24 protein-coding genes are annotated in these 26,097 nt (G+C 62.8%); 6 read left to right on the forward strand and 18 right to left on the reverse strand.

All coding sequences use genetic code 11. The features are described 5' to 3' along the window. Positions 1–195: 195 nt before the first annotated feature. The gene (locus AC3WWR_RS27545; RefSeq protein WP_033042034.1) at positions 196–1,206 is read left to right on the forward strand and encodes a GlxA family transcriptional regulator; all 1,011 of its coding nucleotides are present in this window, start codon (positions 196–198) and stop codon (positions 1,204–1,206) included. Between the two features lie 46 nt (positions 1,207–1,252). On the opposite strand, the gene AC3WWR_RS27550 is transcribed toward AC3WWR_RS27545, so the two are convergent. The 7 genes from AC3WWR_RS27550 to AC3WWR_RS27580 form a co-directional block, all read right to left on the reverse strand. Next, positions 1,253–2,113, reverse strand: a complete 861-nt coding sequence (locus tag AC3WWR_RS27550; RefSeq protein ID WP_020796433.1) for a CAP domain-containing protein — start codon at positions 2,111–2,113, stop codon at positions 1,253–1,255. A 296-nt stretch (positions 2,114–2,409) separates the two neighbouring features. After that, the gene (locus tag AC3WWR_RS27555) at positions 2,410–2,781 is read right to left on the reverse strand and encodes a RidA family protein (RefSeq protein ID WP_020796434.1); all 372 of its coding nucleotides are present in this window, start codon (positions 2,779–2,781) and stop codon (positions 2,410–2,412) included. 28 nt (positions 2,782–2,809) lie between these two features. Then, positions 2,810–3,523, reverse strand: a complete 714-nt coding sequence (locus tag AC3WWR_RS27560; RefSeq protein ID WP_033042035.1) for a DUF3726 domain-containing protein — start codon at positions 3,521–3,523, stop codon at positions 2,810–2,812. Position 3,524: 1 nt separating this feature from the next. Beyond that, complete coding sequence (locus tag AC3WWR_RS27565) at positions 3,525–5,240, reverse strand: hypothetical protein (protein WP_033042037.1); 1,716 nt, start codon at positions 5,238–5,240, stop codon at positions 3,525–3,527. A gap of 23 nt (positions 5,241–5,263) precedes the next feature. Further along, a complete protein-coding gene (locus AC3WWR_RS27570; RefSeq protein WP_020796437.1) occupies positions 5,264–6,817 on the reverse strand; it encodes a BCCT family transporter in 1,554 nt (517 codons plus the stop codon). 126 nt (positions 6,818–6,943) lie between these two features. Beyond that, on the reverse strand, positions 6,944–7,930 hold the full coding sequence (locus AC3WWR_RS27575) for a dipeptidase (protein WP_020796438.1): 987 nt from the start codon (positions 7,928–7,930) through the stop codon (positions 6,944–6,946). Between the two features lie 13 nt (positions 7,931–7,943). Continuing rightward, on the reverse strand, positions 7,944–9,386 hold the full coding sequence (locus AC3WWR_RS27580; RefSeq protein ID WP_492599222.1) for an aldehyde dehydrogenase family protein: 1,443 nt from the start codon (positions 9,384–9,386) through the stop codon (positions 7,944–7,946). 91 nt (positions 9,387–9,477) lie between these two features. Here AC3WWR_RS27580 and AC3WWR_RS27585 point away from each other — a divergent pair, with 91 nt between their 5' ends. Further along, positions 9,478–10,401, forward strand: a complete 924-nt coding sequence (locus AC3WWR_RS27585; protein WP_151142620.1) for a LysR family transcriptional regulator — start codon at positions 9,478–9,480, stop codon at positions 10,399–10,401. On the opposite strand, the gene AC3WWR_RS27590 is transcribed toward AC3WWR_RS27585, so the two are convergent. From AC3WWR_RS27590 to AC3WWR_RS27635, 10 genes are all read right to left on the reverse strand, one after another. Then, the gene (locus AC3WWR_RS27590; protein ID WP_033042045.1) at positions 10,364–10,993 is read right to left on the reverse strand and encodes a helix-turn-helix transcriptional regulator; all 630 of its coding nucleotides are present in this window, start codon (positions 10,991–10,993) and stop codon (positions 10,364–10,366) included. The genes AC3WWR_RS27585 and AC3WWR_RS27590 overlap by 38 nt on opposite strands. 19 nt (positions 10,994–11,012) lie before the next feature. Then, positions 11,013–11,648: a hypothetical protein gene (locus tag AC3WWR_RS27595; RefSeq protein ID WP_454866086.1), complete on the reverse strand. Its 636-nt coding sequence runs from the start codon at positions 11,646–11,648 to the stop codon at positions 11,013–11,015. A 318-nt stretch (positions 11,649–11,966) separates the two neighbouring features. Continuing rightward, a complete protein-coding gene (locus AC3WWR_RS27600; protein ID WP_033042048.1) occupies positions 11,967–13,238 on the reverse strand; it encodes an OprD family porin in 1,272 nt (423 codons plus the stop codon). A 70-nt stretch (positions 13,239–13,308) separates the two neighbouring features. Continuing rightward, entirely contained in the window at positions 13,309–14,517 is a 1,209-nt protein-coding gene (gene mhpT / locus AC3WWR_RS27605; RefSeq protein ID WP_020796444.1) for a 3-(3-hydroxy-phenyl)propionate transporter MhpT, read from the reverse strand. 89 nt (positions 14,518–14,606) lie between these two features. Continuing rightward, complete coding sequence (dmpG, locus tag AC3WWR_RS27610; protein WP_020796445.1) at positions 14,607–15,617, reverse strand: 4-hydroxy-2-oxovalerate aldolase; 1,011 nt, start codon at positions 15,615–15,617, stop codon at positions 14,607–14,609. A 10-nt stretch (positions 15,618–15,627) separates the two neighbouring features. After that, positions 15,628–16,563, reverse strand: coding sequence for an acetaldehyde dehydrogenase (acetylating) (locus AC3WWR_RS27615; protein ID WP_020796446.1), 936 nt, complete (start codon positions 16,561–16,563; stop codon positions 15,628–15,630). Between the two features lie 12 nt (positions 16,564–16,575). After that, positions 16,576–17,364 carry a 2-keto-4-pentenoate hydratase gene (gene mhpD, locus AC3WWR_RS27620; RefSeq protein ID WP_492599223.1) on the reverse strand — a complete coding sequence of 263 codons (789 nt, stop codon included), beginning with the start codon at positions 17,362–17,364 and terminating at the stop codon, positions 16,576–16,578. Positions 17,365–17,378: 14 nt separating this feature from the next. After that, the gene (locus tag AC3WWR_RS27625) at positions 17,379–18,242 is read right to left on the reverse strand and encodes an alpha/beta fold hydrolase (RefSeq protein ID WP_492599224.1); all 864 of its coding nucleotides are present in this window, start codon (positions 18,240–18,242) and stop codon (positions 17,379–17,381) included. A 15-nt stretch (positions 18,243–18,257) separates the two neighbouring features. Further along, positions 18,258–19,211 (reverse strand): 3-carboxyethylcatechol 2,3-dioxygenase, encoded by a 954-nt coding sequence (mhpB, locus tag AC3WWR_RS27630; protein WP_020796449.1) that lies wholly within the window; start codon positions 19,209–19,211, stop codon positions 18,258–18,260. Position 19,212: 1 nt separating this feature from the next. Then, a complete protein-coding gene (locus AC3WWR_RS27635) occupies positions 19,213–20,871 on the reverse strand; it encodes a bifunctional 3-(3-hydroxy-phenyl)propionate/3-hydroxycinnamic acid hydroxylase (RefSeq protein ID WP_492599225.1) in 1,659 nt (552 codons plus the stop codon). Between the two features lie 134 nt (positions 20,872–21,005). On the opposite strand from AC3WWR_RS27635, the gene AC3WWR_RS27640 reads away from it, so the two are divergent. Then, on the forward strand, positions 21,006–21,794 hold the full coding sequence (locus AC3WWR_RS27640; protein ID WP_020796451.1) for a DNA-binding transcriptional regulator: 789 nt from the start codon (positions 21,006–21,008) through the stop codon (positions 21,792–21,794). 198 nt (positions 21,795–21,992) lie between these two features. On the opposite strand, the gene AC3WWR_RS27645 is transcribed toward AC3WWR_RS27640, so the two are convergent. Next, on the reverse strand, positions 21,993–22,781 hold the full coding sequence (locus AC3WWR_RS27645; protein ID WP_020796452.1) for an alpha/beta hydrolase: 789 nt from the start codon (positions 22,779–22,781) through the stop codon (positions 21,993–21,995). Positions 22,782–22,833: 52 nt separating this feature from the next. Between AC3WWR_RS27645 and AC3WWR_RS27650 the strand changes: the two genes are divergently transcribed. From AC3WWR_RS27650 to AC3WWR_RS27660, 3 genes are all read left to right on the forward strand, one after another. After that, complete coding sequence (locus tag AC3WWR_RS27650; protein ID WP_033043839.1) at positions 22,834–24,111, forward strand: NTP/NDP exchange transporter; 1,278 nt, start codon at positions 22,834–22,836, stop codon at positions 24,109–24,111. A gap of 10 nt (positions 24,112–24,121) precedes the next feature. Further along, entirely contained in the window at positions 24,122–25,066 is a 945-nt protein-coding gene (locus AC3WWR_RS27655) for an aldo/keto reductase (RefSeq protein WP_489328073.1), read from the forward strand. Between the two features lie 104 nt (positions 25,067–25,170). Continuing rightward, a complete protein-coding gene (locus AC3WWR_RS27660) occupies positions 25,171–25,824 on the forward strand; it encodes a peroxiredoxin (RefSeq protein WP_020796455.1) in 654 nt (217 codons plus the stop codon). Positions 25,825–26,097 lie beyond the last annotated feature (273 nt).

Consider the following 26,097-nt stretch of genomic DNA (forward strand, 5'->3'; position numbering starts at 1 on the left):
TGAAGGCTGCCCAAGGCAGCCTTCAGCTATGAAACATGTTTACCGGACACTAGTGACGCAGAGCGTGGGAACGATCACAACCCACTGTACTTGCTCATGGGGTGCAACTGGCGTAAACAGAGCTCGCATTGCGCCGCCGCGAGCGACGCAATTCGGTCAATCTCATCTTGATCAACACGAAAGGCGAGGCGAACGTTGGTAGAGCGACGTCAGTTCAGCGGTGCCATGAAGGGTAAAAACCTTCGCTACCTCAAAGACCATGAAGGCCAGTCCGTGCGGGCCCGGGCCGGCTTCCTGTTGCTGGAACATTTTTCCTTGCCGGCGTTCACCCAGGCGCTCGACACCATCGTCACCGCCAACCTGCTGCGACCCGAGCTGTTTTCGACGAAAACCTTCGGGTTGTCCGAAGGGGAAGTCGTCAGCGACCTGGGGTTGGTGATTCGACCCGATGCGCGCCTGGACCCGATCGAAATACAAGCGCTGGACCTGTTGGTTGTCTGTGGCGGCTACCGCACGGCCCTCAAGGCCGACGACAGTTTGACCGGCTTATTGCGCGACGCCGCCGAACAGGGGGTTGCGCTGGCTGGCATCTGGAACGGCGCCTGGTTTCTCGGGCAAGCCGGATTGCTCGACGGCTATCGCTGCGCCATACACCCGGAGCATCGTCCGGCGCTGGCGGAAATCGCCAGGCTCAGCCAGGTCACCAGCGAAGCCTACGTGGTGGATCGCGACCGCCTGACGGCGTCCAGTCCAACGGGGACTTTCTACATGGCGCTGGAGTGGATCAGGGGTTTGCATGACAAGGCGTTGACTGACGGTATCGAAGATATCCTGGCGTTTGAAGCGTCCCGTTACCGGCGCATCAAACCCACCTTGAATGTGTCCGTCAGTGGCCCGCTGAGGGAGGTGGTCAATCTGATGGACGCCAATCTGGAAGAGCCGCTGGAGATGGAGGCGCTCTGTCTTTATGCCGGTCGATCTCGCCGGCAGATCGAGCGTCTGTTCAAGGAGCAACTGGGCACGACACCCCAGCGCTACTACATGGATCTGCGTATCACCGAGGCACGTCGATTGCTGCAGCACACCACGTTGACCATCGTTGAAGTCTCGGTGGCCTGCGGTTTCGTATCACCGAGCCACTTCAGCAAGTGCTACAGCGCCTATTTCGGTTACCGGCCGTCTCGGGAAACCCGGCTGGTGAAGTAACCGCTTGCCGAAGTACCGGGCATCGCGATGATGCCCGGTGCAGCGGTCATTGCGCGCCGAACAGCATCGTCCAGTAAACGCCTTGATCACTGCGTGCGTCCGTCGCATAGGCGGCACCCACTTGCGTGAATATCGGGTTCATCAGGTTGGCACAATGCCCGGGGCTGGCCAGCCAGCCGGCCATGGCCTTGTTCGGTGAACCTTGGCCGGCGGCGATGTTTTCACCAATCTGTCGGCCACGGAAACCTGCGGCGCGCGCGCGGTCGGCGGGCATGTCGCCATCGGGGTCGCGGTGGGCGAAGTAATTGCCGTAGGCCATGGCTTTGCTGTGCCCTTGCGCCGCCGCGCCGAGGCTGGCATTCCAGGCCAAGGGCCGCGCGGCGGCAAAGCGCTGGCGACCGCACAGGCGCGGTTTGGCCCGGGCGGCATTGACCTGGGCGAGCAAGGTTTTGCCGACGCTGCGCGGATCGCTCATCCGACTGTCCAGCACAGGCCGCGCCAGCACCACTTGCCATTCACCGCGACTGCGACTGACGCCTATGTCGGCATACTGGTTATCCAGCAAGGCGGCGCAATGATCACTCTGCAGCATCTCAAAGGCCTCCTCGGCATCTTGGGCACCCACCACGCGAATGGAGCGCACCGCCACGGCCTGGTACCCGGAAGCTTTCAAGCGGTCGCGCAAGCCACCGCCGTAGCCGACCGGCAAGGCCAGGCTCGACTTCAGGGCCAGCGGCGACAAGCGTTGGGCGGGACGCCTTGCGCAATCTTCCGGATGGGCTCGGTAATCGTTGATGGCGTCCACCAATTGTCGCTCCGCACCGGCGTGGGCGGGGGTGGAAATCAGGGGCAGCGAGGTCAACAGGCACAGCGAAGTGAAGCGCAAGGCGAGGGCGGTTGGGCGCATGGTGCGGACAGCTCTGATGAGATGACAACGATGGGTAGGAGGAAAAAATGCCCGTCTAAGACTGGCGTCTTGGGACAAGGTTCAAGGCGGCGGGGAGGCGTTTTGCTTGCCGGATCGTGCACCCGACGAAGGGTATGGGGCGACTCTGTGGGAGCGAGCCTGCTCGCGATGGAGGAGCAAGCACCGCGGGGTGTCAGGCAGCCAGCGTTTTCGTTGACGACCATCGCGAGCAGGCTCGCTCCCACAGGGTTTTCATCAAACCCTAAGTGGCCGTTGCGGCAGCAATTGGTGGGCCGTCAGAGACAGGCGTACACCACCAGTTCCACCAACATCTCCTCCCGAGCCAACCCGGCCACGACAATGGCTGCCCGGTTGGGGTAGGGCGCCTGGAAATACTCGCCATAGATCGCGTTCACCGTCGCCAGGTAGCTACGGTCGGTGACGTAGATCAGCACCTGGGTAACCGCGTCCAGGTCGCTGCCGGCGGCTTGCAGGGTATGGCGCAGATTGTCCAGGCTCTGCCGGGTTTGCGCTTCGATGCCGCCGCTGACGACCTGGCCTTCGCGGTCGATGGGGATCTGTGCGGTGTACAGCGTGCCGTTGCCGACCACCGCCCATTCCAGTGGCGCGCGCGAGGCGAAAAGGTCAGTCTTGATCGCGTGTTTCATTGATTGATTCCTGGAACATTGCAAGGTTTTATCGGGCATCGCTGCTTTCGCCAGCACCGCGCCGACGCGACTCCTCGGTGCTTTCCACCAGCACCCGTTCGCCCAGTTTTTTCAGTTGGGTCCAGACGTCATCGTCGACGACCAGCCCCTCTGCGGGCTGCGGGTAGGTGGCAGGCAGGGCATCCTCGGCACTGAGTCGCGGCAGCAGCGCGAAGTGCCTGGAGATCAGCACATTGATGCTTTGTTCGTCGCTCTGCGCCAGTTGGGGCAGGTCATACACCCGCAGGGTCGGGCGGGTTTGCCCGGCGCTGAACGTGGCAACCATTTCCTGGCGTGCATCACGCCAGTACACGCAAAAATTCAGCGCCTCCGGGGCACAGCGCGCCAGGTAGCCGAGCAGCAGGATGCGGTTATGGCAATGGCGAATGCGGATCAACGCACTGCCGCCGCGCAACGCCTTGCCGACACCCAGCTCCACCGCCTGGGCGGCGCAGCGCAAGACACTTTGGCCGTGGGCATCGAGGGTCAACTGCGCGGCATCTTCGTAGCAGGTTTCGATCGGGCGATCGACTTCGTCGTGGAGAAAGGCCAAGGCCTTTTTCAACGCGCCGATGCCATCGAGGCCTTGCAGTTGCAGGCGCGCGATCATCTCGGCGGCGTCTTCGCAGTCACCGGGGGCGAAGCCGATACCCTCGAAGGCCTTGCGGCAGATCACCTGGATTTCATTGAGCGAGACGCGCATATCAGTGTTCTCCGGCAGCGGTGGGCAGTGTCGGCATCACGGCGAAATTCCAGTCATCGGCGAAAGGCTGGCCAATCTCACTGACCAGTGGCGCACCCTGGAACAAGGTGATGCGCACCCAGCGGCTGGACTTGGGGTCGAACTTGCCAGCGCCGAAGAACGCCAGTTTGCAACGCAGCAAGTGGATCGGCAGCATGTTGCGTTCCATCAGGTTGGCGCGGATTTCCCCGAAGGCGCAACGGGCCATGCCCTGCAGCCGGCATACGGTGCCTTTGAACGACGGCTGGGCGAGCAGGAAATGCGCGGTCAATTGCTGCGGATGGCGTTCGCGGTAGGCCAGCAAGGCACGGTGGCAACGCTGGAGGTTGTGGGCGATGCCCAACTGCATTTCCTTTTCCGCGCCAGGCTCCATGGCCCGTTCGCCCAGGCGTGGCTCTTCCTTTTCCGCCGAGCGATACCAGAAGAAGTGGTTGGCCTCGGCCCCTTCAAGGTCGTAGTCGAGCGCCCAGCGGTAGTGGGTCTCGATCAGGTTGCACAGCGCGTCCAGCGGCATCTCGGCGTTCAGGCGAAAGCCCTCGTTGACCGACATCTGCTCGGCCAGCGGATCGACCTGTTCGGGGTACAGCTCCAGCAGCAGGCTGACCAGCAGTTCCTGGCAGCCAAAGCCGGTGTTCAGCTCAACCCAGTCTTGCAGCCGTGACCACAGTTCGGCGCTGACGGGCTGACAGGCGAACCACTCGCTCAAGCGGTCGAGATCGGCCAGGGTCTGCCGATCGATCGCGCTTTGCCGTTGATCCTCGGTACTGGTTTGTTGCAGGTGTTGCCGAGCCCGCTGCAGCAGTGCCTGGAAACGCTGCGCGCGGGGCACGTCGGCCGGTTGAGCCACCACCTTCGCCAGTGCGGTTTCACGGGCACACACCCACTGATTGACCAGTTGTGGGTGATTGATCAGGAAGGGCGCCATGCCCAGCCCCGTGGAGTTGCCAACCCCCAGGTAGCGTTGCAGCTCGATGTCCAGCCCGACCGCCCGTTGCGGATTGCGCGCCCGGGCCATGTGCTCGATCTGCTCGATGCTGAAATGCCGCAGCAGGTACACGGTGAACATCTGCGCGCTGAACGGTTGGGTGAAGTCGGCATTGTCTTGCAGGCAACTGAAGTCGGCGATGCCGAACTTGCCGTTGCCGTACACGGCGGTGGTGCGATACAGGTAGCCGACCTCGGCCAATTGCCGTGGGTCTGGCTGGCAACCTTCCGCCAGCGCCCCGAGGAAGCGCTCGAAGTTGCGCAGGCTGCGGTTGGCCCGTGACAGCACCAGCACCCGCGCATCGAAACGCCCGGCTTCCTGCAACGGCACGTTGCGCCGCAAGTCGGCCAGTTGCGGCTCGTCGACATCGCCGGCCAACAGCACGAAGCTGACGTCCCACTGATCGGCAATGACCCGGTCACTGCGTTTTTCCGGCGGCAGGTACATCGAGAAAATCACGCAGTGATAGTGGGCACTGGCGGTGTCGATCCGATAGATCGCCGTGCCGAAGCCCTCGGCGTCAAGATCGAAGCGAGTGCGCTCGATACGCCATTGCTCGTTCATCATCTTGCGCATGCTGCTGCGCACGAAACTCAGGCGGCTCTGGAAGTGACTGCCCAGCCGTTCCAGGTCCATGACCCGGGCGGCGGGGCGCAAGGCCGAAGAGGTGTCTGTGTCGGTGTGCGACATCATTGCGATTCCTGGACTGTTCATTATCAGACTGCCTGTTCACGAGCCATCTGCCGGGCGATGCGCAGTGCATCCCAGAGCGAGGGCAGGATCAGCAGCGAAACCGGTACGGCAGTGATGACGATAAAGGATTGCAGCGCCGTGACCCCACCCGAGCCGATGGTGATCAGCACCACGGCGGCCAGGCCCATGCCGATCGCCCAGAAGGCGCGCAGCCATGCCTTGGGCTTGTCATTCGCGGACATCGCCATCGCCACGGTGAAGGCCATGGCATCGCCATTGGTGGCTACCGAGATGAAGCTCAGGAACAGGAACAGCGCCGAGATCAGCCCGCCCAAGGGGAGGTTCTGGGTCACGCCCAGCAGCAGGTCTTCCGGTTGCGCGCCGTGGGCGGTGACGATGCCCGGGTTCTGCAATTCCATGCCGATGCCGGCGCCACCGACAATGGTGAACCAGAACATGGTCACCAGCGGGGCGATGATCGACAGGGTCATGATCACTTCGCGGATGGTCCGGCCCCGGGAGATCTTCGCCACGTAGAGCGCCACCATCGGCGCGTAACCGATGAACCAGCCCCAGTAGAACACCGTCCACCAGTCGAGCCATTTCGGGTCGGCACGGAACAGGGTCATCGGGATGAACTGTTCAATGTGCAAGGCGAACGCCGTGGGGAAACCGCCTAGGATGAACGCAGTGGGCCCCAGCAGTACCATGAACACCGCCAGGCCAATCATCAGCCAGACGTTGATCCCGCTGACGAAGCGGATTCCCTCGAGCCCGACCAGGCAGGAGATGGTGTACATCACCGTGACCAGCACGATGGTGATGGACTGCACCATCAGGTCGTTGGGAATGCCCCACACCGAGTGCAACGCGCTGCTGATCTGCAGGCCGAGGAAACCGATCGGGCCGATGGTGCCGGCGACCACGGCGATAATCGACGTGGCGTCGGCCAGGGTACCAATCGGCCCCTTGAGTGCACGTTCACCGAACAGTGGATAGAGCAAGGTTCGCGGTGCCAGTGGCAAGCCTTTGTCGTAGTGCAAGTGCATCAGCACAATGGCCAGCAAGCTGCCCAAAACCGCCCAAGCGAGGAAGCCCCAGTGCACGAACGATTGCGCGAGCGCGGTGTGGCCTGCCGCTTCGGTATGCGGTTGCATGCCCGCGAACAGCGGTGGCGGACTGGCGAAGTGCATCATCGGTTCCGCCGCCGCCCAGAAGGCACCCCCACCGGCGAGCAGGGCGCACATGATCACGGCGATCCAGTTGAAAGTACTGGTATCGGGACGTCGGTCGACGCCACCGAGCCGTACGCGCCCGCACTTGCTGAAGCAGATGAACAGGCTCATGGCGAAGGTCGCCAGCATCAGGATCTGCCAGTACAAGCCAAAGAACTTCGTTGACCAGGCGAACAACGTGTTCACCAGTAGCGACACACCGTCGATGTCGACCAGGGCTGCGATCAGGAAGGCGCCGAGGAAGCCGCCACTGATCAGGAACAGTGGCCAGTCGATGTTTGTTTTCGGCGGCGCAAGGTCCAGTGGCTGGACGTCGCCCTGCAGGGTGTCGGATGTTTTCATGATGCCTCCAAAATACGCGCCTGGGGCTGTGCACCGCCGCTTTGGGGGATGAACGGGAGGCTATTGTTATTATTTTTCATGCTGTGCTGTCCTCACGGTGTGAAACCAGGGTCAGTGGATCAAGGGTCAGTTTTTTGCAGGTGTCGCGCTTTCCAGCAGGCGCAACCAGTTGAGTCCCATGATGTTGCGTACCTCGTCCTCGGCGAACCCACGGTCGCGCAGGCCCTGGGCGATGACCGGGAAATCCCGGCTGTCGCGGAACCATTGCAGCGGTGATGGCCAGTGGGCGTTGTCCTTGGAGCCTTCGCCGTAGTCCTTGTCTTTGCTCCAGCGCCCGTTGCGCATCCATTCGAGCACTTGCAAAGGTTGCTGCTGGCACAGGTCGGTGCCGATGCCGATATGCTCCACGCCCATCAGTTCGGCCGTGCTGGCGACCATGTCGCAGAACGATTCCAGGCTGCAGCCCGAGGCTCCCTTGAGGTGGAACGGGTAAGTGCTGAAGCCGAGCAGGCCGCCAGACTCGGCAATCGCGCGCAGCACGGCGTCGGACTTGTTGCGTTTGGCGGCGTGGAAGCTCGACGGGTTGGCGTGGGAGACGATCACCGGCCGGCTCGACAGCTCAATGGCTTCAAGGGTGCTGCGCTCGGCGCTGTGGGACATATCAATGAGCATGCCGACGCGGTTCATCTCGGCGATGACCTGGCGACCAAAGCGGCTGATGCCGTTGTCTTCGTTCTCATAACAGCCGCTGGCCAGCAGGCTCTGGTTGTTATAGGTCAGCTGCATGATCAACACGCCGAGCTGGCGGAAGACTTCGACCAGGCTGATGTCGTCTTCGATGGGCGAGCAGTTCTGGAACCCGAAGAAAATCCCGACGCGGCCTTCCTGGTGGGCCAGGCGGATGTCCGAGGCCTCCCGCACCGGGCGAATCAGCTGCGGCCAGGTTTCGAAACGGCGGTTCCACTCGCCGATGCGCGACAGGGTCTCCCGGGCGTTCTCGTGGTAGGCGATGGTGGCGTGTACTGCGCTCAGGCCACCTTCCTGCATCTGGCGGAAGATGTCTTCGCTCCAGTTGGAATATTGCAGGCCATCGATCATCAATAAATCGTGCATGGTGATCTCCCGTTCAAGGTCGCACGTAGGTGGTCTTGACCACGGTGTAGAATTCGCGGGCGTATTGCCCTTGCTCGCGCGGACCGAAGCTCGAGTTTTTGCGGCCACCGAACGGCACGTGGTAATCGGTGCCGGCGGTGGGCAGGTTGACCATCACGCAACCGGTGCGGGCGCGGCGCTTGAAGTCACTGGCATAACGCAGCGATTGGGTGATGATCCCGGCGGTCAGGCCGTACTCGGTGTCGTTCAACACGGCCAGGGCTTGCTCGTAGTCGCTCACCCGGATCACGCAGGCAATCGGTCCGAACACTTCTTCACGGTTGATGCGCATCTGGTTGGTGGTGTGGGTGAACAGCGCGGGGCGCATGTAGTGCCCGGCTGGTTCCAGGGCGAGCAATTCGCCGCCTTCGACCAGGGTCGCGCCGTCTGCCTTGGCCAGCTGCAGGTAATCAAGGTTCTGTTGCAGTTGGCGAGCTTCGGCAACGGGGCCAATCTGTGTTCCTTGTTCAAGGGCATGGCCGACTTTCAGCTGGCGCATGCGCGCGACCAGCGCCTCGACGAACCGGTCATGGATGCCATCGCAAACGATCAGGCGCGAGGAGGCGGTGCACTTTTGCCCGGTGCCGAAAAAGGCACCGTTCAAGGCGCATTCGACGGCGATGTCCAGGTCGGCATCGTCGAGCACCACCAGGGCGTTCTTGCTGCCCATCTCCAGTTGGTAGCGCACCAGGTTGCCGGCGGTCGCAACCGCGACGCGGCGACCGGTCTGCAGGGAACCGGTGAACGTCAGCGCATCGATATCGGCCGACTGGATCAGGCTTTCACCGACCACGCTGCCGCTGCCCATCACCAGGTTAAAAGTGCCTGCGGGCAAGGGCTGGCGGCTGATGATCTCGGTCAGGGCCCAGGCGCTGGCAGGCACCAGGTTGGCCGGCTTGAACACCACGGCGTTACCGAAGGCCAGGGCCGGGGCGATCTTCCACGCGGCGGTGGCCATCGGGAAATTCCACGGGGTGATGATGCCGACCACGCCTACCGGTTCGCGCTGGACGTCGATCTCGATCCCGGGGCGTACCGAGGCTGCCGTCTCGCCCATCTGGCGCAACACTTCGGCGGCGTAGTAGTGGAAGAATTGCGCGCTGCGATGGACCTCACCGATGCCCTCGGCCAGCGGCTTGCCCTCTTCGCGCGAGAGCAGTTCGCCGAGCTCTAGCTTGCGCGACATCAGCTCGTCGCCGATGGCCATCAGGATTTGCTGGCGTTGTTCCAGGCCGGTGGCGGCCCATTGCGGCTGGGCGTCACGGGCAGCCGCGATGGCGTCCTGGGTCTGTTCGGCGCTTGCCTGGTGGTAATGCCCGATCAGGTCTTCGACATCCGAAGGGCTGTGGTTGGCGACAAGGCCCTGGCCTTCACACCAGTTGCCGCCAATGTAGTTTTTGCAGGGTTGCAGTGCCATGGGAACCTCCGATTGCGTTGGTCCCATCTTGAGAGTATTACTCTGCAAATAAAAATTAATAATAAATATGAAATGATAAGGAAAACTAACCGTGCCACCCGAGCTGAAGATCACTCAACTGCGTTATTTCGTGCTCGTCGCCCAGCTCAAAAGCTTCCACGGCGCGGCGCGGCAGGCGTATCGCACGCAACCGGCGTTGTCGTTGGCCGTGCGCGAGCTCGAACAGAAGCTCGGCCAGCCACTGTTCGAGAAGGGCGGTAAAACCGAGCTGACGCCATTCGGCGCGCACTGTCTGCCGCTGTTCCAGGATTTGCTCGCCCATCACGATCGCATCGCCCGGGAAGTGAGCCTGCTGGCGCGGCACGAAATAGGCCAGGTGAGCATTGCCACGGTGCCGTCGGTCGCCAGCCGCCTGTTGCCGCACCTGCTCGCGAGGTTTGTGAGCGAGCACCCGAAAATGCAGATCAGCATCCAGGACGGCACCGCCGACAGCGTGCAGCAGTTGTTGGTCCAGGGGCAGGTGGACTTTGCCATCAGCAGCGTGTGGGTGGCGGATGACAACATCGAGTTCGTGCCGATCCTGAGCGACCAGGTAGGGGTGGTTTGTCGGCATGATCATCCGTTGGTGGCCAACGGCGCGGCGCTGCATTGGTCCAGCCTGCAAGCGTACCCGTTGGTGCGCAATGGCACCTCGCGCCTGCTGGCGGGAACCGAGGCGGAAAGCTTGCTCGACAACAGCCTGCTGTTCGTCTCCAACATGATTTCGCTGATCGCGATGCTCGAAGAAGGCATCGGCATCACCACGCTGCCGTCCCTGGCGTTTCCCAAGGGCAATGAACAGCTGGTGTTTCTGCCATTGGCCGAGCCCCGGGTGGAGCGCCAGATCGGCATCCTGTGCCGCAAGGGCCATAGCCTGTCGCCGGCGGCGGCCGAGTTGAGGGGGTTCCTGCGGGCGCAGATGCAGATGCCCGGGCAGGTCAGTGATGGGTCGGTGGTTCCGTCGGCCGTAGTTTGAAACGACAGACATTACCGCCGCGCACCATGCATTCGGTGTGCTCGACTTCAGCGCCGCCCAGCGCCCCGATCAACGCCAGGTCCAGTTCACAAACGACCGGGTGCGCGGCGGCGAGACGGTGGAACACGCAGTTGTGGGCGACGATTTCCTGATCGCCGGATGAGCGGAAAAACACCTCGGCTTCATAGCCCGCCTGATTCATGTGCTGCACGATCTTCGTTTCATCGACCACCTGCTGTTCGCGGTCCAGGGCCAGTTTGCGGCCCAGGTTGCGCATCAGCGTCGCCAGCGCCTCGGGGCCTATGATGTCGGCCACTTCATCGATCAGCGCGCTGGCGAGCAGTTGATACTGGCGCGGGAACTGTTCCCTGGCGTGGTCGGTGAGTTGATACAGCTGCTCAGGACGACGCCCCGTCGGCCGGGTTTCGCCGCGCAACACCAGGCCATCCCGCTCCAGCGCCGCCAGGTGTTGGCGAATCGCCGTACGCGTGACGGCCAGGTGCTCGGCCAACTCATCGATGCTCATGCCGCCGGCTTGATGCAGCAGCGCGTTGAGCAGGTCCTGCTGGGTTCGACCCAGTCCTTGCAGCATGGTGTACCCTCGCGCCGTGTCAGAACTTGTCGGGGAATTGCTTGACCAGCGCCGCGGTCAGTGCGTCCGCCAGCGCCAATATATGCGTGCGCATCATCGACCAGGTACGTGCTTCGCCGGCGTAATCGTGTGCGGCGAATTCATCGATCTGGGCGACGTGATGGCCGCCATGGGCCGACAGCAGATTGACCAGCGTCGCTTCCGGCAGATTCGGGTTGGCCCTGGCCAGGAACGCCGCTATCGCCTTGGCATTGCTGGTCAACTCGGCAACGGCGGCCTGTTTGCCTTTGCTGTCCTTGGCCACCGTGGCATCGCTGTAGTGTTTCACCGCGCCCCAGTGACCGGCAAGCAACTTGAGCAGTTGGTCGGCGGCCGGTTGGCCATAGAGCGGCGCGATGCTGTTGGCGATTTTAGTCGCGTTGTCGACCACCTGGTCCGCCGCCACTTTTGCCTGCTGGCGGTCGGCGGCCTGGTTGGCGAGCGCGTAGTTCCTGATCCAGAAGATGTGCTCCACCCAAAGGTCGCGCAAGGCCAGGCGCGTTGTCAGCGCGGCGCTATCGGCGGTTGGAGCAGGCGCGGGAGCGGGCGCGGTCTGGCTCCAGGCCGGTGGCGCGCAGAAAACCAGGAGGATCAATGCAAGTGTCTTGATATTCATGACGGCAGCCTCTGAATGGGATGGATCGACAATATCAATTAAAGCATATAAATATGTTTTTATTGGATATCGCCGAAACTCCGGATCAGCGGTCATGCTTTTCCGTCAGGTTTTTGTACCGATCGCTTAATTTGTGAATGACATAAATCCTGTGGGAGCGGGCTTGCTCGCGAAAGCGGTGTGTCAGGCGACAGCAAGGCTGAATGTGCCGCCCTCTTCATCGGAGCGCCGCCCGGAGCAAGCCCGCTCCCACAGAGGATCTGCTTCGTGCCGGGTTTTTGAGTTCATCGGGGATTAAATGTGGGAGCAAGCCAACGCCTAAAACAGCTTCCACGTGTAGTCGATGTTCACCCGCAGTTCATTGTCATCGCGGTGGCTGGCCTGCGCGGCAAAGTCGTTGCGATACCAGGCGTTGCGCACGCGCACGGCCAGGCCCTTGAGCGGGGTGCCCTGCAACACATAGGACAGTTCGATATCCTTTTCACTTTCCGTCAGGTCCGAGCCGCCCAACTTGGGCAACTCGATGTTGTCGCCGCGCACGTAGCGCAACACACCATTGAGGCCCGGCAGGCCCATGCCCACGAAGTTGTAGTCGTAGCGCACCTGCCAACTGCGCTCCTTGGGGTTGAGGAACTCCGAGCTCAAGGTGCCTTCGGTGATGACCAACGGCTCGGTGCCGAACAGGTAGGGCATGGCGGTCTTGCCGGTCAGTTGCATGTAGCCAGCGCCGAATTTATGCGCCCCCAGGCTGTACGTCAGCATCAAGGCAGCGTTGCGGTTGTCCACCGGGCCGGCCTTGGCGGCGCCATCTTCACCGGTGACGAACAGGCGCACGTCGGTTTTCAGGCTGCCGGGCCCCATCGGGCGATTATCGACCAGACCATAGAAATCCTTGCGGTACAGGCCAGCGAGTTCGGCATGGTAGTACTTGAGGGTCAGTTGCGGCGACCAGGCGTAGTCGCCGCCAAGGAAGGTGAAGCGGTCTGATTCGGCAGCGCCATTGAAGCGCCCGTTGGGTGAGGCTACCGACATCTTCTGGTAGTCGGTGGAATCGCGCAGGTTGATGCGATCCAGCCAGCCGGCGTGCACGGTCAGGTCGTCTATTTCCCGGGACTTGAGATAGGCGCCACGGAATGTCTGCGGCAGCAGCCGGGTAGGGCTGGCGAAGGCGATCGGCAGGAAGGTGCTGATGGTGCCCAGTTGCAACTCGCTATTGGAAGCCCTGGCCTTGGCGGTCAGGCCCAGCTCCGAGTACTCGCTGGCAGGTGTACGGGTGGTGGGGTCGAAGGGCAGCAAGCCGGTACCGGTGCGGTCCGGTGCAGAGTCCAGGCGCACGCCCAAAAGTCCCTGGGCGTCAAGGCCGAACCCGACTGGCCCTTGGGTGTAGCCCGAACGCAGGTTGAGGATGAAACCTTGTGCCCATTCGCGAGCGGCCGCCTGGGGCGTGGCGTTCACGTAATTGCGGTCGAAGTAATAGTTGCGCACAACCAGATCGGCGTGGCTGTCGTCGACAAAACCCGCGGCGCAAGCCTGGCCAACGGACAAAACGCAGGCGCAAGCGCTGAGCGCCCTTCGAGAGTTACTGAGCATGGCAGGGTTCACTTTTATTGTTGTTGGAGTGCCCGCGCCGTCGCGACGCGGGGAATTGCGTTGAGCGGTATCAGTCGGCTTGAGCGCCGTTGCGTCGTACCGACAGGTAAAACATCGCCAATGCCGCGATGACGATCCCCGGCGCCGAAGCCATCATCACGCCGGCGGTGCCGGTACCCAGTGCGAGCATTTTGCCGGCCACCAAGGGGCCGCTCATGGCACCCAAACGGCCGATGGCAACGGCGCTGCCGACGCCAGTGGCGCGTACCGATGGACGATAGAAATGCGGTGCCAGGGCATACAGCACGCATTGCCCGCCAGTGGCGAAAAAGCCGGCGACGAAACCGGCCAGCAACATGCTTTGCAATTGGCTGGCCATGCCCAGTGCAGTCAGTGAGGCGAGCAGGCCGACATAGATCAACGCGGACAGCGCCCAGGCCGGCAGCCGGTCCATCACCCAGCCGAGCGACAGGGTGCCGGCTGCCGCGCCGAACTGCAGCGCCAGCATCACCCAGCTCGCCTGGGCACCACTGAAGCCTTGGCCAATCAACAGGCTGGGCAGCCAGTTGATCAGGATGTAGACCACCATGAGCGTAAAGAAATAGCTGACCCAGATCATCGCGGTCGGCAGCGCCGCGCCTTCCCGGAACAGGCCGCGGACTACTCCGCGTGGAGCGGTGTCCTGTGCTCGCCCAAGAAACTGCGCCGACTCCGGCAGGTAAAGTCCAAGCAGCGGCACGATCAATAGGGGCACCACGCCACCGACGTAGAACACCACCTGCCAGCCGCCGGCCAGGTCGGCGATACCGATGCTGGCCGCCATTGCCGCACCCAGCGGTACGCCACAGTACATCAGGCTCACGGCAGTGCCGCGCAGGCGTGGCCCCGCCACTTCGCTGCTCAAGGCGATCAGGTTGGGCAGGGCGGCACCCAGGCCCACGCCCGTCAGGCATCGGGCGATCAGCAAACTGTTGAAGTCCCAGGCCATGGCCGTGAGCAACGAGAACAGCCCGAACAGGGCCACCGAGGCCATCAGCACGCGTTTGCGGCCGATGCGATCGGCCAGCAGGCCGCCGAAGAAGGCACCGGGCAGCAGACCGAAGATCCCGGCGCTGAAGACCCAGCCCATGTGCAGTTTGTCCAGTTGGAAGGCTGCCGCCATGCCTTGGGCGGCGATTCCCGAGGCTTGCAGGTCGAGGCCTTCCATCAAGGCGACGAGGAAGCACAGACCGATGGTCCGCGCCAGGTAGAGCGGGGTTGTCACGTTCAGCGATGTCATGGGGATGTACCCGTTTTATTGTTGTTATGGCAAACAGAGGGTCGACCTTGTAGGAGCGAGCCTGCTCGCTCCTACAGGGTTGTGTGACGTCAGCGCTTGAGCAGGTCCAGCGCGACGTCGACGATCATGTCTTCCTGGCCGCCGACCATGCGCCGCTTGCCCAGCTCGACGAGGATGTCGAGGGTCTTCAGGCCATATTTGGCAGCGGCGATTTCGGCGTGGCGCAGGAAGCTCGAATAGACGCCCGCGTAACCCAACGCCAGGGTCTCGCGGTCGACCCGCACCGCACGGTCCTGCAGCGGGCGGACGATGTCGTCGGCGGCGTCCATCAGCGTGTACAGGTCGGTGCCGTGGTTCCAGCCCAGGCGCTCGGCGGCGGCGATGAATACTTCCAGCGGCGCGTTGCCGGCACCGGCACCCATGCCCGCGAGGCTGGCGTCGATGCGGTCGCAACCTTCCTCGACCGCGGTGATCGAGTTGGCCACGCCCAGCGACAGGTTGTGATGGGCGTGCATGCCAGTCTCGGTTTCCGGCTTGAGCACCGCCTTGAACGCGCGGAATCGCTCGCGCACATCCTGCATGTTCATCGCACCGCCGGAGTCGGCCATGTACACGCAGGTCGCGCCGTAGCTTTCCATCAGCTTGGCCTGGACGGCCAACTGCTCGGCCGGGATCATGTGGCTCATCATCAGGAAACCGACGGTGTCCATGCCCAGCTCGCGGGCGTATTCGATGTGCTGTTTCGACACGTCGGCCTCGGTGCAATGGGTGGCGATGCGCACCACCCGGGCCCCGGCGTTGTAGGCGGCCTTGAGGTCATGCACGGTGCCGATCCCGGGCAACAGCAAGGTGGTGATCTTGGCGTGGCTGATGACATCGGCGGCGGCTTCGATCCACTCCAGGTCGGTGTGCGCGGCAAAGCCATAGTTGAAGCTCGAGCCTTGCAGGCCGTCGCCGTGAGCGACTTCGATCGAGTCGACGCGGGCCTTGTCCAGTGCGCGGGCGATGTCCTGCACATTCTGCAGCGAATACTGGTGACGCACCGCGTGGCTGCCATCGCGCAGGGTCACGTCGGAGATGTAGAGTTTCTTGCCGTTCATGAAAGGCTCCTCAGGCGTTGAGCATCGACTGCGCCATGCGCTCGGCGGTGGCCAAGGCTGCGGAGGTCATGATGTCGAGGTTGCCGGCGTAGGCTGGCAGGTAATGGGCGGCGCCTTCGACTTCGAGGAACACCGAGGTCTTCAGGCCGGAGAATTGGCCCAGGCCGGGGATGTGCAGCGGCGCGTCTTGCGGGATCACGTCGAACTGCACTTTTTGCTTCAGGCGATAACCTGGCACATAGGCCTGCACGGCGGCGGCCATCTCGACGATCGAGGCCTCGACCAGCGCCGGGTCCGCCGCCTCGGACAACACGAACACCGTGTCGCGCATCATCAGCGGCGGTTCGGCCGGGTTCATCACGATGATCGCCTTGCCCTTGCTCGCACCACCGATCACTTCGATCGCCTTGGAGGTGGTTTCGGTAAATTCGTCGATGTTGGCGCGGGTGCCGGGGCCGGCGGACTTGCTGGCGATCGAGGCGACGATTTCTGCGTAGTGCACCTTGGCCACCCGCGACACCGCCGCGACCATGGGGATCGTCGCCTGGCCTCCGCAGGTGACCATGTTGACGTTGAGCTGACTGAGGTTCTGCTCCAGGTTGACCACCGGCACGCAGTACGGGCCGATGGCCGCCGGCGTTAGGTCGATCAGGCGGATGCCGGGTTTGATCGAACGCAGGAACGCGTCGTTCTTCACATGGGCACCAGCGGACGTGGCGTCGAAGACGAAGTCGATGTCCTTGAACACGTCCATGCGGGTCAGGCCTTCGACGCCTTCGTGGGTGACGGCCACGCCCATGCGCTGGGCCCGGGCCAGGCCGTCGGAGGCCGGGTCGATGCCGACCATCACCGCCATTTCCAGGTGTTGGGCATTGCGCAGGATCTTGATCATCAGGTCGGTGCCGATGTTGCCGGAGCCGACGATGGCGACTTTGAGTTTTTTCATGGTTGTTGCCCCTTATGCAAAGTCGACCGAGACACGACCGATACCCTCGATCTCGGCTTCAAAACGGTCGCCGGCAGCGACCGCGACCATCGGCCCGAGTGCGCCGGTCAGAATGATGTCGCCGGCCCGTAGCGGATCGCCCAGGCTTGCCATGGTGCGAGCCAGCCACACGGCGGCGTTGAGGGGATGACCGAGGCATTCGGCGCCGCTGCCGCTGGAGACTTCTTCGCCGTTGCGGGTCATGCGCATGCTGGCCTCGCGCAAGTCCAGACCATCGAGGCGACGGACCGGGCCGCCGAGCACGAAGCAGCCGCTGGAGGCATTGTCGGCCACGGTATCGACGAAGCGGATGTTCCAGCCCTGGACCCGGCTGCCGACGATTTCCAGTGCAGGCACCACGCCGCCGACGGCGGCCATGAGGTCGGCAAACGTGGTGTCGGCACGGGGTAGGTCGTGCTGCAGGATCAGGGCGATTTCGGCTTCAATCTTCGGTTGCAGTACGCGGGCAACAGGTACGGTTTGGTTATCGCCATAGCACATGTCGGCGAACAGGGTGCCGAAGTCCGGCTGATCGACGCCCAGTTGCGCCTGGACCTTGGGATTGGTCAGGCCGATCTTGCGCCCGACCACACGCCGGCCGCTGGCCACACCGTGGGCAACATTGAGGCGCTGGATGGTGTAGGCCGCCTCGGCATTGTCTTCACCAATCTGCTCGCGCAGTGGCGCAATGGCTTCGTGGCGGGTTTCAGCCTGGCGCAGGTCGGCGGCGAGCTGTTCCAGGGTGTCTTGAATTGGGTTCATGTCGACCTCGTTCATCAGTGGGTCAGGAAGTCCAGGACCAGGCGGTTGAACGTCTCGGCGTGTTCCCACTGGGCCCAGTGGCCGCAGCGGTTGAACACATGCAATTGCGCGTCGGGCAGGCCGGCCAGCAGGCGCAGGCCGGTGTCCATGGGCACGAAGCGATCTTCACGACCCCAGACCAGCAGGGTTTGCGCCTTGATTTCATGCAGGCGGTGGCTGAAGTCCGGGAACTGCTTGGGATTGAGGGTGCTGCTCTTGACGAAATTCTCCAGGTGATCGCGCCGGGCGAGGAGGTTGTCGAGACGAGTCTGGAACAAATCGTCGGAGATGCTGCTGGCGTCGAAGACGAACACGTTCATCATCTTCTTCAGGTTTTCGATAGTCGGGTCGCGGTACAGCGCGCCGATCAACTTGATGCCTTCTGTCGGCTGTGGAACGAAGGCGCTCGGGCCGCCGGTACCACCGCCCATCAGCACCAGTTTGCCGATGCGCTCAGGGTTGGCGAGGGCGAATGCCACGGCACTATGGCCGCCCATGGAGTTGCCGAGGATGTGCACGCGGTCCAGGTCGAGTACGTCGAGCAGGCCTTTGAGCGCACAGGCGTTGAGGTCCGAGCGCGAGCCGTCGCAGACGATCGGATCGCTCTTGCTCCAGCCTGGGCAGTCCATGAGGATCACGCGGTAGCCGGCGTTCACCAAGGGGTCGATGTTGCGGTGGAAGTTGGCCCAACCGCTGGCTCCGGGGCCTGAGCCATGGAGCATGACCACGGTTTCAGCACCCTGGCCGACGTCGTTGTAATGCAGTTGCAGATCCAGGTCGCCTTCCTTGATACGGGCAAAGCGACTGGTGGAGGTTTCGGTGAACGCAGTGGCAGTCATGACAGTTCCTTGGATTCAGTAGTTGTTGTTCAGCGGCTGGGCGCCAAGGGCGGCAAAGCCTGCAATCCATTCGGGAATCGGGCGGTAGTAGCGACCTTCGGTGCGATACGGGCCAAACGCGGACAGCGCGGCAAAGGCGGCGACCCAGGTCTTCACTTCATGGGTGGACTTGCCGGCCAGGGCCGACAACTGGTCATTGCCCAGGGCATCTAGGTCACTGACTCGACCCTGCTCGAGGGTGTCGAGAAATTCCTGATCCCATGTCGGGTTGAGCGGGTGCAGGCTGTGTGGGTCCTGGACGAAGTCCCGGGCGGCTTGAATGACCCGGTTCTGCCGCGCCTGGCGTTCATCGACTGGCAACTGACGACCGCTGCCCATCAGGCGATCGGCCATGCGCGCATCGACCTTGGCCAGTTCCGGCACCGGTGGCTGGTGGGACAAGCCACCGGAGGCGAGGAACAACACGCGCTTGTCCAGCGACTTCGCCCACTGGCCGATGGCTTCCCCGAGCAGCCGGGCGCGCTTGAAACCGGGCAGGGGCACGGCGACGCAATTGATGAACACCGGAATCACCGGGCAGCCCTGCAAGCCGCCGAGCAACAGCTCCAGGGGCTGGGCGAATGCGTGGTCGACCTGCATGCGGTAGGACACGGCGATGTCGACGCCAGCATCCAGGACCGATTGGGCGCAGGCTTCGGCGAGCGCCTTGGGCACGTCCAGGGGACCGGCGGCCGTGTCGAAATCGCCAATGGCATCGGCCGCCATGCCGATGCAGAACGCCGGCATCACATCGTAGAAAAAGCCGTTGTAGTGGTCCGGCCCGAACAGCACGATCAGTTGCGGGGCAAAGCGGGCGATGCGCTCGCGGGCCTCGGCGGTCATCGCGTCGACTTCGGCCAGCACCTGCGGCGTCGGGTCGACGTGGCCCACCAGCGGGGTGTGCGACAGGCAGTGCAGATAAGCGCTCATCTCAAGCCACCTGGCTGGCGACGGTCGTCGCGGGCGTTTGCGGCAGTGCCTTGAGCGCCAGGGTCAATTGATCGCAGGCCTGGCCAACGGTTTGCGGAATGGCCAGCCCGGCGAGGAACCGGTCCGGGCGTACCAGGGCGATGGACGCCGACCCACTGGCGAACCATTCCTTGAGACGACCGGTGCTGTCGCCGACGCGGATCACGCCCGGGCTCACATCACTGGCGGCCTTTAGCTGGACGTCTGGCAACACCTGGATAAACCGCGTGCCCAAGGCGCTCCATTGCTCGACTTGCGCGCGGCTCATGCCCCAGATCGGATCGCAACCCCAGGCAATGATCGCGAAGTTGCTACCGATCACTTCATCGAGCAACAGGGTATCGCCTGCTTCAGTCAGCACTCGCGGCTGGATGAACATCTTGCCCACGGCAGAGGACTTGTCGTTGGGGGCGATCAAGGCGCCACGGATGTATTGCGGCATTGGCTTGAAGCGCATCTCCAGGAAGTAGCGCTTGACCGGTGGCACGTAATTGAGCAGCCAGGACACGCCATCGCGCAGGGTGCCTTGCCAGCGCTTGGGCGGCGCCAGGACATGGCCGGCGAGCACGGACAGGTCGATCATGGCCTTGGCGTGGTCGCGGCGCTCCTGTTCGTAGCTGTCGAGCAGGCTGTCGGCGGCCAGGCCCTTGATCACCAGCGACAGCTTCCACGCCAGGTTCGAGGCGTCGCGCATGCCGCTGTTGTAACCCTGGCCCTGCCACACCGGCATGATGTGCGCGGCGTCGCCGGCCAACAGCACCCGGCCCTGGCGGAATCGACCGGCCAGGCGCGCGTTGTGGGTATAGACGCGGCTGCGAATCAGCTCGATGCGGTCGGGGTCGGGCAGTACTTTGGCGAGCAACTTGCGCATGTTCTCGGGCTTGCTCAACTCGGCTTCGGTTTCGCCGGGCATGACCATGAATTCGAAACGACGCACACCGTGGGGCAGGGCGGCTGACACATAGGGCCGCACCGGGTCGCAGCACAGGTAAACGTGTGGCGTGGCCAGCGGGTCGTTGGCGATGTCGACGACGATCCACTGGTTGGGCGCGGTCTTGCCTTCGAAGCTGATGTCCAGGCTGCGTCGCACCACGCTGTTGCCGCCGTCGCAGCCGATCAGGTAACGGGCATGCAGGCGTTCATCGCGACCGTTCTGGTCCTTGAGGTCGAGCACCACGGCGCTGTCGTTTTGCGCAAAGCTTTGCAGTTCGCGGCTGAACAGCACCTTGACGTTTTTAAAGCGCTGCAAGCCTTCGTACAGCACCCGGTCGGCCAGGGGCTGAATGAACGCGTTGCGCCGCGACCAACCGAACTCGTCGGTCCGGGGCTGGATGTCGGCAAAGCAGCGACCCTTTGGCGTGAGGAAGCGCATGGCGTGCCAGGGGGTGGTGTGCGGCAGAACGTTTTCGGCCAGGCCGACTGCCTGGAAGGTGCGCAGGCTTTCGTCATCCAGGCCAATGGCACGGGGATAATCGATCAGGCGGTCGAGCTTTTCCACCAGGGTGACGTTCACGCCGCATTGGCCCAGGTAGTTGGCGATCATCAATCCGACCGGGCCGGCGCCGACGATGGCGACGTCAGTGCTCAGTTCCAGCGTGGAGGGCGAGGGTGCAGGACTCATGGGTATCTCCATACAGCGCTTTTGGATTTCTTGTTGGGCGCAGTATGTGAATCGCGGTACTGGTGGACAACGACAACCCTTGTTAATGTGCACTGGGTGCACATCGTTGATTTACAACAAAAAAGGAAAGATCAATGAGCGAGACCGAATACAAGTCCGTGCGGGGATTGATGCGTGGCCTGGCCCTGATCAACAGCTTGAATCGCTTCGACGGCGGGGCCAGCACCGCACAACTGGCCGAGCGCAGCGGGCTGCATCGGACCACGGTCCGACGGCTGCTGGAAACCTTGCAGGCCGAGGGTTATGTGCGGCGCAGCGAGTCGGATGACAGCTATCGCCTGACCCTCAAAGTGCGCGAATTGAGTGAGGGATTTCGCGATGAACAATGGATTTCTTCGATCGCCGCGCCGTTGCTCGGCGAACTGCTGCAAGAGGTGGTTTGGCCGACGGACCTGTGTACGCTGGATGGCGACGCCATGGTCATTCGCGAAACCACTCATCGCTTCAGCCGCCTTTCGTTCCATCGCTCCATGGTCGGCCGGCGCCTGCCATTGTTGATGACCGCCACCGGGCGTGCCTACTTTGCGTTCTGCCCGCCTGCCGAACGCGAAGAGTTGATCGAGTTGATGATCAGCCGCGACGACGAACAGTCGCCGCTGGCTGCCGATCGCCGTTTTGTCGACCGGTTGGTACAGCACACCGTCGCCAAGGGGTATGGCGAAAACAACTCGCATTGGGGGCAGGAGCGCAAGATTGCGGCCATTGCGATACCCATCACCTTTGAGGCGAGGCTGATGGGGTGTCTGAATCTGGTCTACATTGCCAAAGCGATGTCCGTCGAGGAAGCGGCCCGACGTTACCTGCCGGCGATGCAAGGCGTGGTGCAGAAGATCCAGAGCCAGTTGGTCGGTTCATCTGACTGAACGCTATGGGGGCGTCATGGTTGTTCTATGCAGCGTTTTCCAGATGATCGCGGTAAAACCCAACTTTAAGATCAATAAGGATGTTTCTCATGAAAGCCAGGGCGGGCAGCCTTGCTCCTACAAGCGGTCTTACAGCTACACCGCGGCGTCTGGTTCGCGGGCAAGCCTCGCTCCTACAGGCGAAGAGCGATGACGCGATTACAAGCCATCCCTCAGCGCCTTGAGGTATTCGGGGCTATTACCGATCGAGTTGTGCCCGGTGCCTGCAATCACCTGCAGCGTCGCCACGCCCGGGCGGAAATGGCTGTAGAGGCGCCGGGTGCTTGCGCCTGGAATCACCTCGTCGTGCTCAGCGGCGATCAGGCGCGTCGGCACAGTGATGTGCTCGGCGTAGCGCCAGGATTCGAATTTATCCTTGAGCAGCCACCGCACCGGCAGCCAGCGGAACTGGCGCTCAGCCAATTCCTCCAGGCTGTTGTACGGCGTGATCAGCAGCAGTTTCGCCACCGGCCGATAACTGGCCAGGCGCACCGCGACCCCCGAGCCCAGGCTGCGTCCGACCACCGCCACCTGCGGGTGGTCGGCGTAGACCTTGTCGAACAAGCTCATGGCATCGCGAGCAATCGTTTCTTCGGACGGTGAACCGCTGCTGCCACCGTATCCACGGTAATGCAGCAGGTACAGGGCATGCTCGGGAAAGGCCCGGTCGAACTCCGGCAGGCTGCGCGAGACGTCCTCGGCATTGCCACCGAAATAAATAAGCGCCTTGGGCCCGGCATGCGACCGCACCGACACCAGCACCTGCGCCTCGTCCACGGGCAACGTCAGCAGTGTCTCGGGCGAGTCGACGGCGCGGGGCTGCGGGTAGTAGATCAGTGCGCGCTGAAACGCGAACAGGGCCGCGCAGAGCGCCAGGTACAGCACAGCGGCGATGACGACGAGTAACACCAGGGTACGAGACATTCGGCTAACGTTAGTGGGCAACATTGACGGCTCCGGGGTGCTGTCAGAGTGTAGCTGGCGGTAAAGGAGGGCACCGATGCCCATGGCGCTCAAGTGGCTCAACGTGTTGCCAGCAGAAAGAGCGGCCCTGGCCTTGGGTTTTGCGTTCCATTTCTGCGTGCTTGCCAGTTATTACCTGGTACGACCGTTGCGCGATGCCTTGGGTCTTGAGGGCGGTGTCGAGAAGTTGCAGTGGCTGTTCACCGCCACCTTCGTGGTGATGCTGCTGATGGTGCCGGTGTTTGGCACGCTGGCGTCGCGGTTGCCGGCCACGCGCTTCGTACCCTTGATTTACCGGGTGATTGCCGTGTCGATGCTGGTGTTTGGCCTGTTGATCGGCAACCACGTCGCGCCGGTGACGGTCGGGCGGGTGTTCTTTGTCTGGATCAGCCTCTACAACCTGTTCATCGTCTCGATTTTCTGGAGTGTGCTAGTCGACCGTTTCTCCAACGAGCAGGGGCGACGGCTGTTCGGCTGCATCGCGGCCGGCGGCACCCTGGGCACCTTTATCGGGCCCTTGCTGGCGGCGACCATGGCCACTCGTTTGGGCCCGCTGGCGTTGACCGTCGGCGCGGCGCTGCTGCTGGAACTGGCGGTGCATTGCTATCGGGGGCTGCTGGCGAGGACGCAATCGCAGCAGGCCAACCGGATATTGGACGAACGGCGCCTGGGGGGCAGCATGCTCGCCGGGATCACGCTGATCCTGCACTCGCCTTATCTCTTGGGGTTGGTGGCCTTCATGCTTCTGCACACCAGCGCCGCGACTTTGTTGTATTTCGAGCAGGGACGGATCGTCGCTGGCAGCTACGCTGATGTAGGCAGCAGGACGCAATTTTTCGCCGTGGTCGATTTGCTGGTGTCGGCGCTGACCCTGGTCTGTCAATTGTTGCTGACGGCGCCGTTGATTCGCCTGGTGGGCATTGGTGGCGCGTTGCTGGCGCTGCCCCTGGCGACAGTCGTGGCGTTTTGCGCCATGGCACTGGCACCGGTGCCAGCCAGCGTGGCACTGGCCCAGGGACTGCGCCGCGCGGTGGAGTTCGGCGTGGTCCGGCCGGCGCGTGAGGTGCTGTGGACGGTGGTCAGCCGTGAAGAGAAATACAAGGCCAAGAATGTGATCGAAACCCTGGTCTATCGTGGCGGCGACGCTGCCAGTGGTTGGCTGTCGGCCGGTTTGACGGCCCTGGGCGCAGGCTTCGGCCTGGTCGCGCTGGCGGTCGTGCCGGTGGCGGGAGTGTGGGGCGGGTTGTGCCTGTGGCTGGCAAGGCGCCAGGCGCGATTGGCCGAAGCTGGACCACAGGAGCCGGGCCACCGGTGAGGGAATCGTCATGAGCCATGCGCAAGGTTTGACCCGCAGGCAAATACTCACGCTGGCTGCCGCCGCTTCGGCGGTCTTCACGTTCGGCCCGAGCGGTGCGCAAACCTCGCCAGCGGCGGGAACAGGAGGCAAGACCATGATGACCCGCGTCATTCCTTCCAGCAAAGAGCCATTGCCCGCTGTCGGCCTTGGCACCTATCGCGGCTTCGATGTGGCGCCTTCGGATCCAGCGTACCGCAGCTTGCCAGCCGTGCTTGACGCGTTGTTTGAAAAGGGCGGCAAGGTCATCGACAGTTCGCCGATGTACGGTCGCGCCGAGCAGACCACCGGCGAGTTGCTCTCGATTCACGAGCCACGGTCGCCGGCGTTCCTGGCGACCAAGGTGTGGACCCGTGGCCGCGAGGAAGGCATTGCGCAGATGGAGCAATCGTTCAAGCTGCTGCAGACCGACCGCATCGACCTGATGCAGATCCACAACCTGCTGGACTGGCAAACCCACCTGCCGACCCTGCGCCAGTGGAAGGAAGAAGGACGCATTCGCTACATCGGCATCACCCATTACACCGCGTCGGCCTATGACGAAGTGGAGGCCGTGCTCAAGGCTGAGCCGCTGGACTTCCTGCAGATCAACTATGCGCTGGATGATCGCGGCGTCGAAAAACGCCTCCTGCCACTGTGTCGCGACCGGGGTGTCGCGGTGATCTGCAACCGGCCGTTCGGCGGCGGTGGATTGATCGCGCGGTTGCAGGGCAAACCGTTGCCCGGTTGGGCCGCGCAAGTCGGGATCAAGAGTTGGCCGCCCCTGGCACTCAAGTTCCTGTTGTCGCATTCGGCGGTGACCTGCGTCATCCCCGGCACTGGCAACCCGCGCTACATGACGGAAAACGCCAGCGCCGGTTTCGGCCCGATGCTTACCGATGCGCAGCGTCATCAGTTGATCGCTTTGCTGGATTGACGCCAGGGAAGGTTTTGAAAAGCGTGTTCCTGACTACACTGATTGAGGTCCGAAAAACCTGAGCATGCAAGACATCCCCGACCATTACACCAAGGAGATCGAACATGACTATCCGCATTGGCGATGAGGCACCGGATTTCACCGCCGACAGTACCGAGGGGCCGATCCACTTCCACGAATGGATCGGCGACAAATGGGCCATCCTGTTCTCGCACCCCAAGGACTTCACGCCGGTCTGCACCACCGAGCTTGGCTATATGGCCCGGCTGAAGCCCGAGTTCGACAAACGCAACACCAAGATCGTCGGCTTGAGCATCGACCCGGTCAGCGACCACCGCGCCTGGGTCGGCGACATCGAGGAAACCCAGGGCCATGCGGTGAACTATCCGATGATCGGTGACGACAACCTGGTGGTGGCCAAGCTCTACGACATGATTCACCCCAATGCCAGCGGCGGCCAGCGCACCGCCGTGGACAACGCCACGGTGCGTTCGGTGTTCATCATCGGCCCGGACAAGAAGGTCAAGGCGATGCTGATCTACCCGATGAGCGCCGGGCGTAATTTCGACGAAGTGCTGCGCCTGCTCGACTCACTGCAACTGAACGCCAAGCACACCGTCGCCACGCCTGTGAACTGGCGTCCGGGCGAAGACGTGATCATTCCGACGTCGGTTTCCGATGAGGATGCGAGGAAGAAGTATCCGGATGGCTTCAAGACCCTGAAACCGTATTTGCGCGTGGTGCCGCAACCCAAGTAGGCCCTGGTGGGTGACCTGTACACCGCTCCTGCGGGGACGGTGTGCAGGGGAATGCTGTTCGATTTGATCGTTCCCACGCTCTGCGTGGGAATGCCGCCAGGGACGCTCTGCGTTCCATTGACGACGCGTTAATTGAGCCGTGCGCAGCAGTGATGCGGGGCGTCACAGGAAGCCCTGTGTGAAATTGGTTGTCGGAGTACATATCCATTGCTGCGGTAACGGCCACCTATGGTTTCGCTTTTACAGCGACTCCCTTTTTCAAACGCCAAAAAG

Source organism: Pseudomonas sp. EB271-G4-1 (genome assembly GCF_058791355.1).

Excerpts from the sequence above, each read along its gene's own strand:
- AC3WWR_RS27560 (WP_033042035.1), bottom strand. The coding sequence starts at position 3,523 with ATGCGCGTCTCGCTCAATGAAATCCAGGTGATCTGCCGCAAGGCCTTC.
- mhpD (WP_492599223.1), bottom strand. The coding sequence starts at position 17,364 with ATGAACCCAATTCAAGACACCCTGGAACAGCTCGCCGCCGACCTGCGC.
- AC3WWR_RS27565 (WP_033042037.1), bottom strand. The coding sequence starts at position 5,240 with ATGATGTCGCACACCGACACAGACACCTCTTCGGCCTTGCGCCCCGCC.
- AC3WWR_RS27615 (WP_020796446.1), bottom strand. The coding sequence starts at position 16,563 with ATGAAAAAACTCAAAGTCGCCATCGTCGGCTCCGGCAACATCGGCACC.
- AC3WWR_RS27650 (WP_033043839.1), top strand. The coding sequence starts at position 22,834 with ATGCCCATGGCGCTCAAGTGGCTCAACGTGTTGCCAGCAGAAAGAGCG.
- AC3WWR_RS27555 (WP_020796434.1), bottom strand. The coding sequence starts at position 2,781 with ATGAAACACGCGATCAAGACTGACCTTTTCGCCTCGCGCGCGCCACTG.
- mhpT (WP_020796444.1), bottom strand. The coding sequence starts at position 14,517 with ATGACATCGCTGAACGTGACAACCCCGCTCTACCTGGCGCGGACCATC.
- AC3WWR_RS27660 (WP_020796455.1), top strand. The coding sequence starts at position 25,171 with ATGACTATCCGCATTGGCGATGAGGCACCGGATTTCACCGCCGACAGT.
- dmpG (WP_020796445.1), bottom strand. The coding sequence starts at position 15,617 with ATGAACGGCAAGAAACTCTACATCTCCGACGTGACCCTGCGCGATGGC.
- AC3WWR_RS27635 (WP_492599225.1), bottom strand. The coding sequence starts at position 20,871 with ATGAGTCCTGCACCCTCGCCCTCCACGCTGGAACTGAGCACTGACGTC.
- AC3WWR_RS27640 (WP_020796451.1), top strand. The coding sequence starts at position 21,006 with ATGAGCGAGACCGAATACAAGTCCGTGCGGGGATTGATGCGTGGCCTG.
- AC3WWR_RS27570 (WP_020796437.1), bottom strand. The coding sequence starts at position 6,817 with ATGAAAACATCCGACACCCTGCAGGGCGACGTCCAGCCACTGGACCTT.
- AC3WWR_RS27580 (WP_492599222.1), bottom strand. The coding sequence starts at position 9,386 with ATGGCACTGCAACCCTGCAAAAACTACATTGGCGGCAACTGGTGTGAA.
- AC3WWR_RS27655 (WP_489328073.1), top strand. The coding sequence starts at position 24,122 with ATGAGCCATGCGCAAGGTTTGACCCGCAGGCAAATACTCACGCTGGCT.
- AC3WWR_RS27550 (WP_020796433.1), bottom strand. The coding sequence starts at position 2,113 with ATGCGCCCAACCGCCCTCGCCTTGCGCTTCACTTCGCTGTGCCTGTTG.
- AC3WWR_RS27590 (WP_033042045.1), bottom strand. The coding sequence starts at position 10,993 with ATGCTGCAAGGACTGGGTCGAACCCAGCAGGACCTGCTCAACGCGCTG.
- AC3WWR_RS27600 (WP_033042048.1), bottom strand. The coding sequence starts at position 13,238 with ATGCTCAGTAACTCTCGAAGGGCGCTCAGCGCTTGCGCCTGCGTTTTG.
- AC3WWR_RS27625 (WP_492599224.1), bottom strand. The coding sequence starts at position 18,242 with ATGACTGCCACTGCGTTCACCGAAACCTCCACCAGTCGCTTTGCCCGT.
- AC3WWR_RS27575 (WP_020796438.1), bottom strand. The coding sequence starts at position 7,930 with ATGCACGATTTATTGATGATCGATGGCCTGCAATATTCCAACTGGAGC.
- mhpB (WP_020796449.1), bottom strand. The coding sequence starts at position 19,211 with ATGAGCGCTTATCTGCACTGCCTGTCGCACACCCCGCTGGTGGGCCAC.
- AC3WWR_RS27595 (WP_454866086.1), bottom strand. The coding sequence starts at position 11,648 with ATGAATATCAAGACACTTGCATTGATCCTCCTGGTTTTCTGCGCGCCA.
- AC3WWR_RS27645 (WP_020796452.1), bottom strand. The coding sequence starts at position 22,781 with ATGTTGCCCACTAACGTTAGCCGAATGTCTCGTACCCTGGTGTTACTC.